Annotated in this window: 13 protein-coding genes; 2 read left to right on the forward strand and 11 right to left on the reverse strand. The window is 71.3% G+C overall.

What is annotated here, in order from left to right; genetic code table 11:
• Nucleotides 1-78: 78 nt before the first annotated feature.
• The gene (locus tag NBY69_RS04230; protein ID WP_250298364.1) at nt 79-1,497 is read left to right on the forward strand and encodes an MFS transporter; all 1,419 of its coding nucleotides are present in this window, start codon (nt 79-81) and stop codon (nt 1,495-1,497) included.
• Nucleotides 1,498-1,519: 22 nt separating this feature from the next.
• Here NBY69_RS04230 and NBY69_RS04235 read toward each other — a convergent pair whose 3' ends face one another.
• The 7 genes from NBY69_RS04235 to NBY69_RS04265 all read right to left on the reverse strand — a co-directional run bounded on the left by NBY69_RS04235 (nt 1,520) and on the right by NBY69_RS04265 (nt 9,390).
• Nucleotides 1,520-1,873: an MmcQ/YjbR family DNA-binding protein gene (locus tag NBY69_RS04235; RefSeq protein ID WP_250298365.1), complete on the reverse strand. Its 354-nt coding sequence runs from the start codon at nt 1,871-1,873 to the stop codon at nt 1,520-1,522.
• Entirely contained in the window at nt 1,870-3,159 is a 1,290-nt protein-coding gene (locus tag NBY69_RS04240; protein ID WP_250298366.1) for a hemolysin family protein, read from the reverse strand. Before NBY69_RS04240 ends, NBY69_RS04235 begins: the two co-directional genes overlap by 4 nt.
• Nucleotides 3,156-3,653 carry an rRNA maturation RNase YbeY gene (ybeY, locus tag NBY69_RS04245; RefSeq protein WP_250298367.1) on the reverse strand — a complete coding sequence of 166 codons (498 nt, stop codon included), beginning with the start codon at nt 3,651-3,653 and terminating at the stop codon, nt 3,156-3,158. The genes NBY69_RS04240 and ybeY overlap by 4 nt, the downstream gene beginning before the upstream one ends.
• A 12-nt stretch (nt 3,654-3,665) precedes the next feature.
• Nucleotides 3,666-5,762, reverse strand: a complete 2,097-nt coding sequence (locus NBY69_RS04250) for a PhoH family protein (RefSeq protein WP_250298368.1) — start codon at nt 5,760-5,762, stop codon at nt 3,666-3,668.
• Nucleotides 5,763-5,901: 139 nt separating this feature from the next.
• Nucleotides 5,902-6,990: a carbohydrate kinase family protein gene (locus NBY69_RS04255; protein WP_250298369.1), complete on the reverse strand. Its 1,089-nt coding sequence runs from the start codon at nt 6,988-6,990 to the stop codon at nt 5,902-5,904.
• A gap of 61 nt (nt 6,991-7,051) precedes the next feature.
• Nucleotides 7,052-8,395 (reverse strand): glucarate dehydratase family protein, encoded by a 1,344-nt coding sequence (locus tag NBY69_RS04260; protein WP_250298542.1) that lies wholly within the window; start codon nt 8,393-8,395, stop codon nt 7,052-7,054.
• 41 nt (nt 8,396-8,436) lie between these two features.
• The gene (locus tag NBY69_RS04265) at nt 8,437-9,390 is read right to left on the reverse strand and encodes a 5-dehydro-4-deoxyglucarate dehydratase (RefSeq protein WP_250298370.1); all 954 of its coding nucleotides are present in this window, start codon (nt 9,388-9,390) and stop codon (nt 8,437-8,439) included.
• Nucleotides 9,391-9,726: 336 nt separating this feature from the next.
• On the opposite strand from NBY69_RS04265, the gene NBY69_RS04270 reads away from it, so the two are divergent.
• On the forward strand, nt 9,727-11,079 hold the full coding sequence (locus NBY69_RS04270; protein ID WP_250298371.1) for an MFS transporter: 1,353 nt from the start codon (nt 9,727-9,729) through the stop codon (nt 11,077-11,079).
• Here the strand turns inward: NBY69_RS04270 and NBY69_RS04275 are convergent.
• From NBY69_RS04275 to NBY69_RS04290, 4 genes are all read right to left on the reverse strand, one after another.
• On the reverse strand, nt 11,025-12,044 hold the full coding sequence (locus NBY69_RS04275) for an adenosine deaminase (protein WP_250298372.1): 1,020 nt from the start codon (nt 12,042-12,044) through the stop codon (nt 11,025-11,027). The genes NBY69_RS04270 and NBY69_RS04275 overlap by 55 nt on opposite strands.
• Before the next feature lie 61 nt (nt 12,045-12,105).
• Nucleotides 12,106-13,026: a ribonuclease Z gene (locus NBY69_RS04280; RefSeq protein ID WP_250298373.1), complete on the reverse strand. Its 921-nt coding sequence runs from the start codon at nt 13,024-13,026 to the stop codon at nt 12,106-12,108.
• Between the two features lie 5 nt (nt 13,027-13,031).
• Complete coding sequence (locus NBY69_RS04285; RefSeq protein WP_250298374.1) at nt 13,032-13,391, reverse strand: histidine triad nucleotide-binding protein; 360 nt, start codon at nt 13,389-13,391, stop codon at nt 13,032-13,034.
• Nucleotides 13,392-13,533: 142 nt separating this feature from the next.
• Complete coding sequence (locus tag NBY69_RS04290) at nt 13,534-16,752, reverse strand: S41 family peptidase (RefSeq protein ID WP_250298375.1); 3,219 nt, start codon at nt 16,750-16,752, stop codon at nt 13,534-13,536.
• Nucleotides 16,753-16,755 lie beyond the last annotated feature (3 nt).

Consider the following 16,755-nt stretch of genomic DNA (forward strand, 5'->3'; position numbering starts at 1 on the left):
GTCCGGCTGCCTGGTGGTGCGGCCACCAGCATAAGTTCCCGCTCCCCACGATTGTTCCCGGAGCCCGAAGCTCGGGACATGGCGATCGATACCTCAACCGCACCCGCTCCGACTTCCGCCCCACCCGCCGACGAACGGCTCTCCGGCCGGGCCAAGCTCGTCCTGCTCGTCCTGTGCGCGGCCCAGTTCATGGTGGCGCTCGACTTCTCCGTACTGAACGTGGCGCTCCCCGTACTCGGCAAGGACCTGGGCATGACCCGGGCCGGACTCCAGTGGGCCGTCACCGCGTTCGCGCTGCCCTCCGGCGGCTTTCTGCTGCTCTTCGGCCGGATAGCCGACCTGTTCGGCAGGCGCAAGCTGTTCCTCACCGGCCTCGCCGTCTTCGGCTCCGCCTCACTGATCGCGACGTTCGCCTGGAACCAGGAGATCTTCCTCACCGGGCGGGCCCTGCAGGGACTGGGCGCGGCCGTCATCGTCCCGACCGGGATGTCCCTGCTGACCACCACCTTCCCCGAGGGCCCGCAGCGCGACCGGGCGCTGGGTATCAGCGGCACGCTGCTCTCGCTCGGGTTCACCGTCGGCATGGTGCTCGGCGGAGTGATGACGGACACCCTGGGCTGGCGCTCGACCATGGGCCTGCTGGGCGGGGCAGCGGTGATCGTGCTCGCCCTGGCACCGGGACTGCTCACCGAGTCGCGCCACCCGGAACGGCCGCGCCTCGACGTCCCCGGGGCGGTGACCGTCACCGGCGGACTGCTCGCGATGATCTACGCCCTGTCGACGGCGGCCCAGCGCGGCTTCGGCCACCCGGACGTCCTGGTGTCGCTGGTCCTGGGCATCGCACTGCTGGCCGCCTTCGTGACCGTCGAGTCCCGCGCCGAGGCCCCGCTGGTGTCGCTGCCGATGCTGAAGCGCCGCACGGTGGCCTGGGGCAACCTGGGCGGGCTCGTCACCTTCTCGATGATGTCGACCGTGGTCTTCGTCCTGACCCTGTACTTCCAGGAGGTCCTGCACCTGTCCAGCTTCCGGACGGGACTGGTCTTCGGTGTCCAGGGCGTGGCGTCCGTCTTCGCCGGAATGGCCGCCCCGAAGGTCATCGGCCGGTGGGGCGCCCGCCGGGTGCTGGTCGGCTCGCTGCTCGCCCAGGGGCTGCTCACCGCCACGATGCTCGGGCTCGGCGCCACCTCAGGAGTCTGGCTGGCCACGGTCGCCGTCTCGGTGGCCAGCACGGCCCACCTCGGCGCGATCGTCTCGTACGGACTGACCGTCACCTCGGGCGTCCCGGACGCCGAACAGGGCCTGGCCACCGGCCTGGTCACCACCACCCAGCAGGTCGGCATGACCGTCGGCATCCCGCTGCTGGGGGTGCTGGCCACCACCCGCACCGACCTCTTCGGCGGCGTGCGGACCGTACTGGGTATCGGCGCGGCGATCCTGGTCGGGACCGCGGTGCTGGTGGCGGTGGGTCTCGGCCGTGGCCGCGACCGCACCGCGTAGGCGGCGTCCCGGCCGGGCGCGGTCAGGCCCGGTCGAGCCGCAGGCGCTCCGCCTTCGGCAGACCGGCCACCACCAGGTCGTACGAATCCTCGATGAGCTCACGGATCTGACGGTCGGGCAGCGGCCCGACCGTCACCGTGTTCCAGTGGCGCTTGTTGAGATGCCAGCCGGGGACGATCTCCTCGTACTCGGCGCGCAGCCGGACCGCCTCGTCCGGGTCGCACTTGAGGGAGATCTGCAGGGGCTCGCCGTCCAGCTGGCTGAGCCCGAAGACCTTCCCGCACACCTTGAACACCGAGGTCTCCGGACCGAACGGGAACTCCTCGGCCGACGCGTTGAATTCCAGGCAGAACGCCCTGAGTTCCTGCGGTGTCATTCCGCTGTCTCCTCCGCTTCGACCGGCTCGGCCAGCACGGTCACGATCTTGTTCCGGCGGCCCGCCGGGGATTCCGCCGTGAGGCGCAGCCGCCGGCCGTCCGGAAGGTCCACGACCGCCGAGGCGCCCGCGATCGGGACCCGGCCCAGAGCCTTGGCGAGCAGACCGCCGACGGTCTCCACGTCCTCGTCGTCGAACTCGTCGAGTCCGTAGAGCTCCCCCAGGTCGTCGATGTCGAGCCTGGCGGTGACCCGGAAACGGCCCTCGCCCAACGACTCCACCTGCGGCAGTTCACGGTCGTACTCGTCGGTGATCTCGCCGACGATCTCTTCGAGGATGTCCTCGATGGTGACGATGCCGGCCGTGCCGCCGTACTCGTCGACGACCACAGCGACGTGGTTGCGGTCCTGCTGCATCTCGCGCAGCAGGTCCCCGGCGTTCTTGGTGTCCGGCACGAAGACCGCGGAACGCATCGCCGTGGGGACCGGATCGGTCTCCGTGTCACGGCTGATGTGGGTCTTCCTGACCAGGTCCTTGAGGTACACGACGCCGACGATGTCGTCCTCGTTCTCCCCGGTCACCGGGATCCGCGAGAAACCGGAGCGCAGCGCCAGCGTGGTGGCCTGGCGGATCGTCTTGGAACGCTCGATGCAGACCAGGTCCGTGCGCGGGACCATCACCTCGCGTACGAGGGTGTCGCCCAGCTCGAAGACGGAGTGCACCATCCGGCGCTCCTCGTCCTCGATGAGCGACTCCTGCTCGGCGAGGTCGACCATGGCGCGCAGCTCCGCCTCGGACGCGAACGGGCCCTTGCGGAAGCCCTTTCCGGGGGTCAGCGCGTTACCGATGAGGATCAGCAGCTGCGGGACGGGGCCCATCACCCGGGCCAGCGGCAGCAGGACGTACGCCGCCGCGGTGGCCGTGTTGAGCGGGTGCTGGCGGCCGATGGTGCGCGGCGAGACCCCGACCGCGACATAGCTGACCAGGACCATCAGACCGATGGCCAGGGCCAGCGCCTGCCAGGTCTCGCTCAGCTCCCGCAGACAGACGTAGGTGACGAGGGAACCGGCCGCCATCTCGCAGGCGACCCGCACGAGCAGCGCCACGTTCAGGTACCGGGTCGGGTCCTCGGCGATCTGTGCCAGCTTGTCACTGCCACGCCGCCCCGACCGTACGGCCTCGGCGGCCCGGAAGCTCGATGTGCGGGCGATGCCCGTCTCGGCGCAGGCCGCCAGCCAGGCGACGACGACCAACGCGACCGCGCCGACGATCAGTTGGACCGTCATGAGACGGTCGGCGCCGGGGAGGGACCTGTCTGCCCCTTCTCCGCCCGCCAGCCGTCGACGATCGCCGCCTGGAGGCCGAACATCTCGGCCTTCTCGTCGGGCTCCTCGTGGTCGTACCCCAGCAGATGCAGCACTCCGTGGACGGTGAGGAGCTGGAGCTCCTCGTCCATGGAGTGCTGCGTCGGGGCGTCCTCGCCCTGCTGCTTGGCGACCTCGGGGCAGAGCACGATGTCACCGAGGAGGCCCTGCGGGGGCTCCTCGTCGTCCTTGGCCGGCGGACGGAGCTCGTCCATCGGGAAGGACATGACATCGGTGGGACCCGGCAGGTCCATCCACTGGATGTGCAGCTGCTCCATGGCGTCGGTGTCCACGACGATCACCGAGAGCTCGGAGAGCGGGTGGATCCGCATCCTGGTGAGGGCATAGCGGGCGATGTCGAGGATCGCCTGCTCGTCGACCTCGGTTCCGGACTCGTTGTTGACGTCGATCGACATGGTGCTTGTGTGCTACTTCCCGTGAGGTGCGCTCTGGCCGTCGTACTTCTCGTATGCGTCGACGATACGGCCGACGAGCTTGTGCCGGACGACATCCTCGGAGGTGAGCCGGGAGAAGTGCACGTCGTCGATGCCTTCCAGGATGTCCTGCACCTGCCGGAGCCCGCTCTTGGTACCGGACGGCAGGTCGACCTGGGTGACGTCACCGGTGACGACGATCTTCGAGTCGAAGCCGAGCCGGGTCAGGAACATCTTCATCTGCTCGGCGCTGGTGTTCTGCGCCTCGTCGAGGATGATGAACGCGTCGTTGAGGGTGTTGTGGGTCAGCAGGTAGTCCTGGGTGACGTACAGCGAGTCCTCGGCCGCGACCTGGATGCACACCGCCTCTTCGGTGCCCGCGGGTTCGATGCTGTCGATGAAGCGCATCGGGCGGCCTCCGCCTCCTGCGGCGAGGTACTTCTCGCGCTTGCGGGCGAGCCTGAAGGGCTCGATACCGTCCGGAAGCCTGATGTCGACGACATGCGCGTCATAGCGGTGCGGGACATCACGCCCCTGCGCCCTGCCGGGTGTACGGCCTTCCGCAGCCCTGCGCCGGGTGTAGGCCACGCCGCCCAGCGACCGGACCAGCGCGATGACGTCGTCACGCAGCGCGATCGATGTCGTCGTGTACTGGATGCGGCATGTCCGGTCGGCCTGGGTCACCGGTCCCCCGTCGGAGTCCAGCAGCCCCTGGAGCAGGGCCAGTCGGACGTCCGCAGCGTTGTGGAGATAGCCGTCCGGAACGAACTTCGCATGGGACTTGGTGCCGAGCAGATCGAGGGCGCGGAGAGCTCCCGTGACGGGATTCTCCAGCGTGATGACATCGCCGGGTGCGCTCACCCGGTTCAGGACGTGGTCGCACCGGTCCTTGTGCCGCGCCTTGACGCCGGGCAGCGCCAGCTCCAGCGCGGAAGCGAGTTCCGGGTCGTTGGTGGAGAAGGAAGGCGTGGTGGCACCGGTCAGGCAGCCGTCGCCGAGCAGCAGCCCAAGGGCGTACGGGTCCATGGGGACCTCGCGGCGGGGATAACTGACGGGCGCCGTGAGCATCGGAAGTTCGTAGCGGCGGGCATGCGCGGCACGGAGGTTGCCGATCATGTCCTTGGTCTCCAGGACCCGCCACGGTTTGTCGCGACGCTTGTCCGAAGCCGTACGGACGGTCCACAGGTGCTCGCCGCAGCAGAGCGTCCAGGAGCCGTCCTGGGCGGTCACGCGGTAGATGTCCTTCTTGCCCTGCGGGTACACACCGAGGACCGGGGTCGGCTCGCCGTTGGAGCCGACGACGAGGTCGCCCACCTTCAGGTCACCGATCGGGCGCCAGCCGTCCGGCGTCAGGACGGTGGTGAATGTTGGTTGCGCTCTGCCACGCATGTATGCCAGCGGCGCCACCTCGATCGTCCCCGCCGCCATCAGCCGCGGGATCGAGTCCGGGTCCAGCATGTCGTGCAGCGCGTCGTAGAGCGGGCGCAGATACGGGTCGATCTTGTCGAAGAGTGTGCCCGGAAGGAAGCCGAGACGCTCGCCCGCCTCGACGGCGGGCCTGGTCAGGATGATGCGGCTGACCTGCTTGGACTGGAGGGCCTGCACCGCCTTGGCCATCGCGAGGTAGGTCTTGCCGGTGCCTGCCGGGCCGATGCCGAACACGATGGTGTTCTTGTCGATCGCGTCGACATACCGCTTCTGGTTGAGCGTCTTGGGGCGGATCGTGCGGCCCCGGCTGGAGAGGATGTTCTGCGTGAGCACCTCGGCCGGTGTCTCGCCGCCCGGCTCTCCGTCGCCGTTCCCGTTGGCCCGGAGCATGGCGATCGAGCGTTCCACAGCGTCCTCCGTCATCGGCTGCCCGGTGCGGAGCACCAGCATCATCTCGTCGAACAGGCGCTGGATCAGGGCGACATCGGCCGCCGTTCCCGTGGCGCTGATCTCATTGCCCCGGACATGGATGTCGGCCGCCGGGAACGCCGTTTCGATCACGCGCAGCAGCGAGTCGCCCGATCCCAGGAGCATCACCATCGGGTGTGCTGCCGGAACACTGATGTGGGCACGCGCCTGCGGCTGTGTGGGTGTCTGAGTCATGGGCCGGCCCTCGGGCCTGCGCATACCTCCCGTTGCAGGGTTCTCGCTGCTCGACAACCTCTGGATCTCCAAGCCTACGACTCCGCACCGACAACACCGAGGGCTTTTACACCCGTGAGGGGTGCGGGACAGGCTGCGTTCACGGTGTGCGGAAGCCGATCGTCGGTACGGCCCTGCGCAGCGGCCAGGGGCGGGCCGCCGCGGGCAGCAGTTCCTCCAGGAACGCGTAGCGGCGCAGCGCCGCCGGGTCCTGGTCGTCGTAGGTCCGCACCTGCTGCCACCAGGCGGCGATCTCGGACCAGCCGGGCGCCGAGAGCGAACCGCCGAACTCCTGCACCGAGAGGGCGGCGGTCAGTCCGGCGAAGGCGAGGCGGTCGGCGAGGGGCCAGTTCGCCAGGGTGCCGGTGACGAAGCCCGCGACGAACACGTCGCCCGCGCCCGTCGGGTCGAGCGCCGCCACTTCGATGGCGGGCACCGAGGCGGCCTCGCCGGTCGAGCCGTCGACGGCGTACGCACCCTCGGCGCCGAGGGTGACCACCGCCAGCGGGACCTTCTCGGCGAGGGCGTGCGCCGCCGCGCGCGGGCAGTCGGTGCGGGTGTAGCGCATCGCCTCCTCCGCGTTGGGCAGGAACGCCTCGCAGTGCTCCAGGTCGGCGAGACCCGCCAGGTCCCAGCGTCCGGTCTCGTCCCAGCCGACGTCGGCGAAGATCTTGGTGCCGCGGTTCGCCGCGTGCAGCACCCATTCCTCGCGGCTGCCGGGTCCCAGCGAGGCGACGGCGGCGCGGGCCAGCGGTGGGCAGTTGGGGTACGAGCTGGAGGGCGGCGGCGCCTCGTGGCCGTGCGAGACCATCGTGCGCTCGCCCTCGTACGCCATGGAGACGGTGACCGGCGAGTGCCAGCCGGGCACCGTGTGGGAGCGCGAGAGGTCGATCTGTTCGCCCTGTTCCAGGGCGTCCCAGCAGTACTCCCCGTAGTGGTCGTCGCCGAACGCGGCGGCGAGCGAGGTGCGCAGCCCCAGCCGGGCCAGCGCGGTGGCCATGTTGGCCACCCCGCCGGGGCTCGACCCCATCCCGCGCGCCCAGGACTCGGTGCCGCGCACCGGTGCGCTGTCCAGGCCGGTGAAGATGATGTCGAGGAAGACCGTGCCGGTGAGGAACACGTCGCAGTCGGGGTCCTGGGGGGCGCGCAGCCCGTCCAGCGGGTCGAGAGTCTTGTTGTCGTGGACCACCGTGCGCTCCCCGGTTGCAGTGCGATCCGGCCAGTCTGCCCGATCATGCCGCGGGGTGCGGCTACCAGCGCGGCAGTGCCGGACTCGTCCAGTTCTCGTACCCCTCGGCCTTGCGCATCGCGGCGGCGTCGTCGCGGTCGCGCATCGTGCCGTCGTCGTCGAGCCAGCGCCGGTGGAGTTCCGCGAGCCGGTCCCGGTCGAGTTCCACGCCGAGGCCGGGGGCGTCGGAGACCGGGAGGTGGCCGTCGGTGAAGACGTGGCGGGTGGTGATCACGTCGTCGGTCTGCCAGGGGTAGTGGCTGTCGCAGGCGTAGTCCAGGTTGGGGACGGTGGCGGCGACGTGGGTCATCGCGGCGAGGCTGATGCCCAGGTGGGTGTTGGAGTGCATGGAGAGTCCGACGCCGAACGTGCGGCAGATCGCGGCCAGTTCGCGGGTGGCGCGCAGTCCGCCCCAGTAGTGGTGGTCGGAGAGGACGACCTGGACGGCGTCCGTGCGGAAGGCCTCGCGGATCTCCCCGACCGTCGTCACGCACATGTTGGTGGCGAGTGGCACGTCGGTCCCGGCGGAGACCGTGGCCATGTCCGGTGTTCCGGTGGCCGGGTCCTCCAGGTACTCCAGTACGCCGGCGAGCTCGGCGGCGACCTTCAGCGAGGTCTCCGGTGTCCAGCCGCCGTTGGGGTCGAGACGCAGCGGGTGGCCGGGGAACGCTTCGGCCAGGGCCTGTACGGCGGCGATCTCCTGGTCCGGCGGGAAGACGCCGCCCTTGAGCTTGAAGGAGGTGAAGCCGTGGTCGTCGACGAAGCGCCTGGCCTGCGCGACGATGCCCGCGGGGTCGACCGCCTCGCCCCAGGTGTCGGGCTCCCCGGCGCCGTCCGGGTGTGCGGCCCAGCGGTAGAAGAGGTAGGCGCTGTACTCGACGGTGTCCCGTACCTTGCCGCCTAGCAGCGCGTGCACGGGCAGGCCGCGGACCTTCCCCAGGGCGTCCAGGCAGGCCACTTCGAAGGCGGAGTAGACCGACAGCCGGAGTTTGTCGGCGGTCTGTACGCCGCGCAGCCCGCCGACGTCGACGGCGTTCTCCACCTGGGTGTCGTCGATGCCGACCTGCTGGGCGAGGGCGGCGATGCCGTTGAGGTCGTACAGGGAGCGGCCGGGCAGCAGTTCGGCGTAGGGGCGGGCGATGTCCAGGTACTTGGTGTCGCCGTAGGTCTCGCCGATGCCGGTGACGCCGTCCGCGGTGACGATCTCGACGACGAGCCGGGGGGTGTACGGCTGGTGCACGCCGTGCACGTTGAGCAGCGGCGGGTCCGCGATGAGGACGGGGGTGAGCCGGACCTCGGCGATCGTGAGCTCCGGCGCGGGCAGTGGGGAGTCCTGGTGCGTCTGTCGCGTCGTCTGCCGGGGCATCTGCCGGGCCGTGCCGGCCGCCGTACCGGGTTCCTGCCGGTTCATCGGGTGGCTCCTACGAGGTCGAGTCCGGTGGTGAGCAGTGCGTCCAGGGCCGCGAGGTCGTCGGGTCCGGGGTCGGTGAGCGGTGCGCGCACCGGTCCCACCCGGTGGCCGCGCAGCCGGGCCGCGGCCTTGACCAGTGAGACGGGGTAGCCGGGGACCCGGTCGCGGAGTTCGACGAGGGGGACGTAGAAGCCCCGCAGGAGCGCTTCCAGGCGGGTGCGGTCGTCGGCGTGCAGGGCGGTGAAGAAGGCGCCCGCGATCTCGGGGGCGAAGGCGTGCACGGCGGAGGAGTACGCGGACACCCCGACGGCGGCGTAGGCGCGGGCCTGGACCTCGGCGGTGGACGCGCCGTTGAAGAACAGGAAGCCGTCCGGCGCGGCGAGCGTCAGCCGCTGGAGCCGGTCGAGGTCGCTGTGTCCGTCCTTGAGTCCGATGACGCCGGGGATCGCGGCGATGCGGCGCACCGATTCGGCGGTGAAGGAGACCTGGCCGCGCTGGTAGGCGATGAGCGGCAGCGAGGTGCGGGCGGCGATCTGTTCCAGCTGGGCGACGAGGCCGTCCTGCGGGGCGGCGACGAGGTAGTGCGGCAGGACGAGGGCGGCGTCGGCGCCCGCCTGCTCGGCGATGCGGGCGAAGCGGGTGGCCTGCGCCCAGCCGTATCCGATGCCCGCGACGACGGGTATGCGTCCGGCGGCCACCTCGACGGTGGTGGTGACGACCTGGCGGTACTCGTCCTCGTCGAGCGAGAAGAACTCGCCGGTGCCGCAGGCGGGGAAGACGGCGCCGGGGGCGGCGGCCAACTGGCTCTCCAGGTAGGCCCGGTATCCGTCGAGGTCCAGCTCGCCGTCGGCGGTGAAGCTCGTCAGGGGAAAGGAGAGGACCCCTCGGGCCATGCCCTCTCGGATCCGGTCCACGATCGTTGTCTCTGCATGTAGACGTTGTTCATACATGGAGATGGACACTAGATACATGAACCAGAGGCGTCAAGGCGCCTGCGGTCAGGACGGCGACACGCCCGGCCCACGTCCGGGCTATCCCGACGCCGACCGGCACCGGTCGACACCGACCGGCGCTGACCTGCAAAGACGTACGAAATAGCCGCCCTGATGCCCGGACTTCCGGATCATAAACTTAAAGTGTTATAGATCACGGAGTGGCGGCTTTCGCGCGCCCTGCCCACTTGATACAAATTGGCCGCGCGCTCCTGTCATCGACTCATCGACAGGGCGCCCACTTCCCCCATCTCTCCTGCCTGGTCACAGGCATGTCTTCTCCCTGGAACGCCCGTGTCTTCGCGCTCGCGCGCAACATGGCCTCTCATCGCCGTGTTCACCGCCGGATATCTCGCCTCATATCTCCTTCCCACCGTCGTGGGCCGTCTCGTCTCCGGCCTCGGTCTCTCCCCCGCCCAAGCCGGTCTCGTCGGCTCGGTCCTGCTGCTGTGCTCGGCCGGCGCGGGGTTCACACTCGGCTCACGTGTCGAACGCATCGGCCCGCAGCGGCTGGCCCGCGCCGGGCTGCTGCTCGCGGTCGCCGGGTACGGCGCCGCCGCGGCCACCACGTACCTTCCGCTCGTCGTGACGGGCGTCGCGGTCGGCGGCTTCGGCTCCGGTACGGCGATGGCGGTGGCCTCGGTCGGGATCGCCGGGCTGCGCGACCCGCACCGGGCTTCGTCCACCGGGCTGCTCGCGGTGTCGGCGACGGCCGGGGCGCTCTATCTCGTACTGCCGCAGCTGGGCGGCGGGCACCGGATGCCGTTCGCCGCCGTCGCCCTGGTCGCGGCCCTCGTCTGGCCTGCGACGGGCCGGCTCGGCGGGGCCTGTCAGGAGGCCCCTTCCCCGGAGGCCGGTCGTAGCCGGATCCCCCGCCTGCGCTCGGGCACCGTCCTGGCGGGCGCGATGGTCTGCTGGTCGATGGCCCAGAACTCGCTCTGGGGCGTCAGCAGCCGGATCGGCCAGGAACAGGCCGGGCTGTCCGAGGTGACGGTCGGAACGGTCCTCGCGGTGTCGCTGGCCGCCGGACTCGTCGGGATCTCCGCTGCGAGCGCGCTCGGCTCGAAGCTCGGCCGGGCCCTGCCGATCGGCGCGGGCACGGTGATCATCTCCGGCTGTATCGCGCTGAGTTCATCGGCGGGCGGGATCAACTCGTTCGCGTCGGGCGAGATCCTCTGGAACACCTTCTACCCGGTGGTCCTGTCGTATCTGATCGGCCTGGCCGCCTCCCTCGACCCGCGCGGACGCTGGGCCGTACTGGTCGGCTCGGCGTCCTCGCTGGGCGTGGCGTGCGGGCCCATCGCCGGGAGCCTGCTCTCCGCGCACACCGGGTTCCCGGTGATGGGTCTGGTCCTGGCCGCGCTGCTCCTGCTGCTCGCGGTCCCGCTGACCGCGGTGGCCCTGCACACCTCCGGACGGCCGCTGGTTCCCGGCTCGGTGCGCCGCAGGGGCGGTGCTCCCGCAGCGCTCGTCGCGGGCCGTACGGGTGGTCTGGCCGCCGCGGTTCCGGAGCTGGGCGCGCCCGAACTCACCGTCGCGGAGATCAGCGTGGAACCGCTGCCCCGCCGCAAGTACCGGTTCTCGACCGGCCATCAGCCCAAGTCGAAGTCGGCGTCGAAGTCGTACGCTTCGACCTCCACCAAGTAGCGCGCCCGCCGTTCCTCGTCGTGGTCCAGGAAGGCGGCGAGGAACGAGTTGCGGGCCAGTGTCCGCAGCTCCTCGTGCCCGAGGCCGAGCGCCTCGTGCACGGCGTGGAAGGTGTCGCCCGCGTAGCCGCCGAAGTACGCGGGGTCGTCGGAGTTGACGGTGCAGAGCAGCCCGGCGTCCATCATCTGCCGCAGCGGGTGCCCCTCCAGGACGTCCACGGCCCGCAGCCGTACGTTCGACAGCGGGCAGAGGGTCAGCGGCACCCGGTCCCTGACCAGCCGCTCGACCAGCTCCGGGTCCTCCATCGAGCGCAGCCCGTGGTCGATGCGCTCCACGCCCAGGACGTCCAGCGCCTCCCGTACGTAGGCGGGCGGGCCCTCCTCGCCCGCGTGCGCGACCTTGCGCAGGCCCAGCGCGCCCGCCGCCTCGTACACCTCGCGGAACTTCGACGGCGGGTGCCCGACCTCGGCCGAGTCCAGGCCGACCGCCGCGATCAGGTGCAGGTACGGCTCGGCCGCCGCCAGGGTGCGGAGCGCCGAATCGGCGGACTCGTCGCGCAGGAAACACATGATCAACTGGGTGGAGACGCCGTGCCGTTCCTCGCTCCGTGCCAGGGCCCGCGAGATGCCCTCGACGACCGTCCCCATCGGCACACCGCGCGCCGAGTGCGCCTGCGGGTCGAAGAAGATCTCCGCGTGCCGTACGCCCTGCGCGGCGGCGCGCGCCAGGTAGGCGTCCGTGAGCTCCTCGAAGTCCTGCTCCGTGCGGAGCACGGCCATCAGCCCGTAGTACAGGTCGAGGAAGGACTGCAGGTCGCTGAAGAGATACGCCCTGCGCAGCGTCTCGGTGTCCGGATACGGCAGTTCGATGCCGTTGCGCGCGGCGAGCGCGAAGGCCAGCTCGGGTTCGAGGGTGCCTTCGATGTGGAGGTGGAGTTCGGCCTTGGGGAGGTGCTGCAACTGCATCGGACGGCCCTGCTCAGTTCGGTTCGGTGGTGCTTCGGTGTGCTTCCGGTCCGCTTCGGATTCAGGGTGAGGCGGTGTGCCGGGAGGGGACGGGGATGCGCATGAGGTCGGCGGCGACGGTCAGTTCACCGTCGAACCCGGCGGCGCGCGCCTGTCGCGCGAATTCCTCCGGGTCGGTGTACCGCTGCGAGAAGTGCGTCAGTACGAGGTGCCGGACGCCCGCGTCCCGGGCCACCCGGCCCGCCTGTCCGGCGGTCAGATGGCCGTGGTCGGTGGCCAGCTGCTCGTCCTCGTCGAGGAAGGTCGACTCGATGACCAGCAGGTCGCAGCCCTCGGCGAGGCGGTGCACGCCGTCGCACAGCCGGGTGTCCATGACGAACGCGAACCGCTGCCCGCGCCGCACCTCGCTGACCTGGTCGAGCGTGACCCCGTTCAGCTCGCCCTCGCGCTGGAGCCGCCCGATGTCCGGCCCGGTGACGCCGTGCGCGGCGAGCCGCTCGGGCAGTATCCGGCGCCCGTCCGGTTCGGTCAGCCGGTAGCCGTACGACTCGACGGGATGGGAGAGCCGGTGTGCCTCCAGTACGTACGCCGGGGTGCTCGCCAGCACTCCGCCGTCGCCCGTCGCCGGGACCTGGCCGAGTTCGACGGACTCGTGGTAGGCGGTGGAGTACCGCAGCCGGTCGAAGAAGTGCTGTCCGCTCGCCGGGTAGTGCGCGGTGACCGGGTGCGGGACCCGGTCCAGATTGATCCGCTGGATGACTCCGGCCAGGCCCAGCGAGTGGTCGCCGTGGAAGTGCGTGACGCAGATCCGGTCGATGTCGTGCGCCGCGACCCCGGCGTGCAGCATCTGCCGCTGGGTGCCCTCGCCGGGGTCGAGGAGGATGCCCTCGCCGTCCCAGCGCAGCAGATAGCCGTTGTGGTTGCGGTGGCGGGTGGGGACCTGGCTGGCGGTGCCGAGCACCACCAGCTCCCGTACGGACAACGGGACTACCCGGGCGGCCAGTTGAGCCCGCGACCGCCCAGCACGTGGGCGTGCGCGTGGAAGACGGTCTGGCCCGCGCCGGAGCCGGTGTTGAAGACGATGCGGTAGCCGGTCGAGTCGACCTTGTCCTCGGCGGCGACCTCCGCGGCCTCGCGCAGCACGTCAGCGGCGATCTGCGGTTCGGCCGCGGCGAGGGTGGCGGCGTCCGGGTAGTGCACCTTGGGGATCACCAGGACGTGCGTGGGCGCCTGCGGGTTTATGTCGCGGAAGGCGACGGTGGTGTCGGTCTCACGGACGACCGTCGCCGGGATGTCTCCCGAGACGATCTTGCAGAACAGGCAGTCGGTCTGCGGTTCTCCCGCCATGCGGGGCTCCTCGGTCGGTGGTGATCGGTACGCGGCCATGGTAGACCGACCGCCGCACGGGGGCCGGGGCCCGGGGCCCGGGGTAACCCTTGGCCCGCCCCGGGCCCCGGTCCCAGCCCGCCCCGGGCCCCGGGCCCCGGTCTCAGCCTGCGGCCCCCGGCCGTTCCGGCGCCGACTTCGCCGGATTCTCCTCCAGCGCGGCGAGCGCGATCCGGATCGCCTCGTCCAGTTGGGTGTCCCGTCCCGCCGCGTGGTCCTGCGGCGCCTGGACCACTTCGACGTCCGGGTCGACGCCGTAGTTCTCCACGCCCCAGCCGTAACCCTCCAGCCAGAAGGCGAACTTGGGCTGGGTCACCAGCGTGCCGTCGACGAGCCGGTAGCGGCTGTCGATCCCGACGACCCCGCCCCAGGTCCTGGTCCCGACCACGGGTCCGATCCCCAGGGCCTTGATCGCGGCGTTGACGATGTCCCCGTCCGAGCCGGAGAACTCGTTGGCGACGGCCACCACCGGGCCGCGCGGTGCGTCCTGCGGGTAGCTCACCGGTGTCATCCCGCGCGGCAGGGCCCAGCCCACGATCCGGCGGGCCAGCTTCTCCACGACCAGCTGGGAGGTGTGGCCGCCGCGGTTCTCCCGCACGTCCACCACCAGGCCCTCCCTGGCCACCTCCACCCGCAGGTCGCGGTGGAGCTGTGCCCAGCCGGGGCCCTGCATGTCGGGGACGTGGACATAACCGAGGCGCCCGCCGGATCGTTCATGGACGTACGCCCGCCGGCCGGTCACCCAGTCGTGGTACCGCAGGGCTTCCTCGTCACCGGTGGGGACGACCACGACATGGCGCGGGTCGCCGCCGCCGGCGGGCCCGACGGTGAGTTCGACGGGCCTGCCCGCCGCGCCGGTGAGCAGCGGGGCCGGTCCGGTGAGCGGGTCCACCCGGTGGCCGTCGACGGCCAGGACCGTGTCGCCCGCGCGCACCGCGACGCCGGGCGCGAAGAGCGGGGAACTCGCCGCCGGATCGGAGGTCTCCGAGGAGAGGATCCGGTCGATGCGCCAACTTCCCTCGTCCGTCCGGGAGATGTCGGCGCCCAGCAGTCCCTGCCGGGTCGCGTCGTCGTGCCAGCCGCCGGGCGGTGTCACATAGGCGTGCGAGGTGCCGAGTTCGCCCTGCACCTCCCACAGCAGGTCGACCAGGTCGTCGTGGGTGGCGACGCGGGCGAGCAGGGGGCGGTAGCGGTCCAGGACGCCGTCCCAGTCGACCCCCGACATGTCGGCCCGCCAGAAGTTGTCCCGCATGATGCGGCCGGCCTCGTCGTACATCTGCCGCCACTCGGCGGCCGGGTCGAGCATCCGGCGGATCCGGGACAGGTCGACGGAGATGTTGCTGTCGCTGTCCTCGTCGGCGTCGGGCTTGGCCACCCGGCTGTCGGACGGGACCACACGCAGCTTGCCGTCCATGTGCAGGACGAGCCGCTTGCCGTCGCCGCTGACCTCGAAGTGGTCGACGTCCGGGGCGATTTCCTCGATGCGCAGCCGTTCCAGGTCGTACCGCTCCAGGACGTTGTGCGGCCAGGGGGCGTCGAGGGTCGCCCTGGAGGTGCCGAGCACGCCGCGCACCGGGTGGCGCAGCCAGAGCAGCCCGTCCCTGGCCGCGCGCAGCGTGGAGTAGCTCGCGGCCTCGACGGGCAGCGGCACGATGCGGTCGGCGAGTCCTTCGAGGTCGATCCGGGTGACGGGCAGCGCGGTCGCGGTGTCGTGCTCGTCGCCGTCCTTGTCCTTCTCGGTGGGGCGGCCGTGGCGCTGCGGCCCGAACGGAGAGGGGGTGGTGGCGGCGAGCGTGAGCAGGTGCGGACGACAGGCGCCGACGAACGCGAGGTCGAAGACGTGCTCGTCGTAGACCGGGTCGAAGGCCCGCTCGGAGAGGAAGGCGAGGTGCTTGCCGTCGGGGGTGAACGCCGGCTGGAAGTCCCGGAAGCGCAGGGGGGTCGCCTCGGCCACGGTGAGATCCGCGAGGTTCGCGAGCTTGAGCTGGCGCAGCTGCTCCGGGCCGGGGTGCGACCAGGCCAGCCAGGCCGAGTCGGGCGAGAAGACCAGGCCGGAGGCGTCGCCGTCCGTGCTGCGGTCCACTTCGCGCACCTCGCCGGTGTCGCGCTCGACGACCAGTACCCGCCCGTCGTGCGCGGCGACGGCGAACCGGCTGCCGTCGGGGGCCGCCGCGAGTCCGAGCACCCGGCCGATCCGGCCCTGGGCGAGGCGGCGCGGGGCGGCGCCCGGTACGGCGCCGGTGGCGGGGGCGCACTCCAGGGCGTCGTCGCCCTCGGCGTCGGTCACCCAGACGACGTGCTCGGCGCCCTCGGCGCGGAAGGTGCGGGGCAGCCTGGCCCGTACGCCGGGTTCGGTGGCGAGTGCGCGGGCCGGGCCCTCCCGGTGGGTGACCCAGTGCACGGCGCCGCGCGACTCGACGGCGCTGCCGCGGCCGGTGCGGTCCGGGGACGCGGTGTGCAGATGGTGTCCGGCGCGTACCGGATGGGGCTGGAGGTCGGCGCGCTGACCGCCGAGGCGGACCTCGACGCGGCGCGGTTCGGCGCCTTCGAGGTCGTCGACGATCCACAGTTCGCCCGCAGACGCGTAGACGACGCGGGCACCGTCGGTGGCTGCGTGGCGGGCGTAGAAGCCGTCGATGCCGGTGTGCCTGCGCAGGTCCGAGCCGTCCGGGAGCGAGGAGTAGAGCGCGCCGACGCCTTCGTGGTCGGAGAGGAAGGCGATGCGGTCGCCCACCCGGAGCGGGCACTCGATGTTCCCGTCGAGGTCCTCGTGGACGCGTACGAAGTCGCCCCCGGTCTCGCCGGTCCACAGCTTGCCCGCGGTGCCTCCCCGGTACCGCTTCCACCTGGCCGCCTCGCGCCCCATGGTCGCGGAGAGCAGCAGCACCTGCTCGCCGGGACCGTACGCGAGGGAGCCGACCGGACCGTACGGCAGGGTCCGCGCCGGTCCCCCGTCGACCGGAACGGCCCGTGCCCAGGTGCGGCGCAGCGAGGCCTGGCCGTGCGTGCTGATGGCCAGCACCTCGCCGTCCGGGGTCCAGCCGCGTACGGAGGTCCGGGCGTCGCCCCAGTAGGTGAGCCGCTTCGACGGGCCGCCGTCCACCGGCGCGAGGTGCACTTCCGGCGCCCCGTCCCGGGTGGACGTCCAGGCGACCCACGCCCCGTCGGGGGATATGCGGGGATGGTTGACGGGCCGGTTGTCGGCACTGACCCGCCAGGCACGGCCCCCGTCGAGCGGGGCCACCCAGACGTCGTCCTCTGCGGTGAATGCGATCAAGTCGCCCTGGACATGCGGAAACCGAAGGTAGGAAGGGTGCGTCACGTG

The sequence above is a fragment of the Streptomyces sp. A 4/2 genome (assembly GCF_940670765.1).
Classification (GTDB): domain Bacteria; phylum Actinomycetota; class Actinomycetes; order Streptomycetales; family Streptomycetaceae; genus Streptomyces.